1 protein-coding gene is annotated in these 1040 nt (G+C 38.0%); it reads left to right on the top strand.

Translation table 11 applies throughout. The annotated features are described in order from the left end of the window. Positions 1-1023 (top strand): IS3 family transposase gene (locus LPW36_RS17625; protein ID WP_230611894.1). Its coding sequence is split into 2 segments (ribosomal slippage), with 1024 coding nucleotides annotated over them: positions 1-170 and positions 170-1023; the frame shifts between segments, so codons are not numbered across the junction. This gene is flagged as partial in the annotation. Between the last annotated feature and the right edge of the window lie 17 nt (positions 1024-1040).

Genomic DNA, 1040 nt, shown 5'->3' with positions numbered 1-1040 from the left:
CCGTCAAAATGGTATTAGTAGTGCAACCTATTATAACTGGAAATCAAAGTATGGCGGTATGGAAGCTGCTGATATAAAAAGAATAAAGGAACTTGAAGAAGAAAATACTAAATTGAAAAAGATGTTTGCTGATGTCAGTCTGGAAAATCATGCTATGAAGGAGCTCTTTGCAAAAAAGGGTTGGTAATGACGGAGAAAAAATCCTGCACAGAGATACTCGTTACATCAGGATTATCTGTCATAAAAGCTTGCCAGATGACGGCACTAACACGTTCAGTTTATTATCGGCAATGTATTGATTGGAAAGAAAAAGATAGGCTGGTGATTACGGCAATTCAATCTGTTTTAGCTAAATCACCTCAAGCGGGTTTTTGGAAATGTTATTTTCGACTACGCTTTCAAGGCTATCATTTTAATCATAAACGAGTTTATCGTGTTTATTGTCGCTTAGGACTGAACTTACGGCGCCGGGTTAAAAAGGTTCTGCCAAAAAGAGAAAAACAGCCACTGTCAGTCACTAAAATGGCGAATGCTCAATGGGCTTTGGATTTCATGCATGACGCTTTGTATTGTGGAAAACGCTTTCGAACGTTAAATATTTTGGATGAAGGGACTCGCGAATGTTTGGCTATCGAAATTGATACATCATTGCCCACAGAGAGAGTTATTCGTGTTCTTGAACGCTTAAAAGAAGAGCGGGGGTTACCAAAACAAATTAGGGTTGATAATGGCCCCGAGCTTATTTCTATTAACTTATTGAATTATTGCGAGGGACATAGTGTGAAATTAGTTCATATTCAACCTGGTAAACCCACACAGAATGGTTTTATTGAACGATTTAATGGTTCTTTTCGTCGCGAATTTTTAAATGCATATTTATTTGATTCATTAAGCCAGGTACGAGAAATGGCCTGGTTTTGGCAACAAGACTATAACGATGAAAGAACACATGAAAGCTTAGGAAACATGCCACCAACAGCTTATCGGAAGCAACTGGAAAACTCTAATGACTTACTGTCTTAAATATAGGGAAGTGGACA

It is taken from the genome of Limnobaculum eriocheiris, assembly GCF_021010575.1.
Classification (GTDB): domain Bacteria; phylum Pseudomonadota; class Gammaproteobacteria; order Enterobacterales; family Enterobacteriaceae; genus Limnobaculum; species Limnobaculum eriocheiris.
The sequence above is the reverse complement of the archived record's forward strand: the minus strand, read 5'-3'. Positions and strand labels throughout refer to the sequence as shown.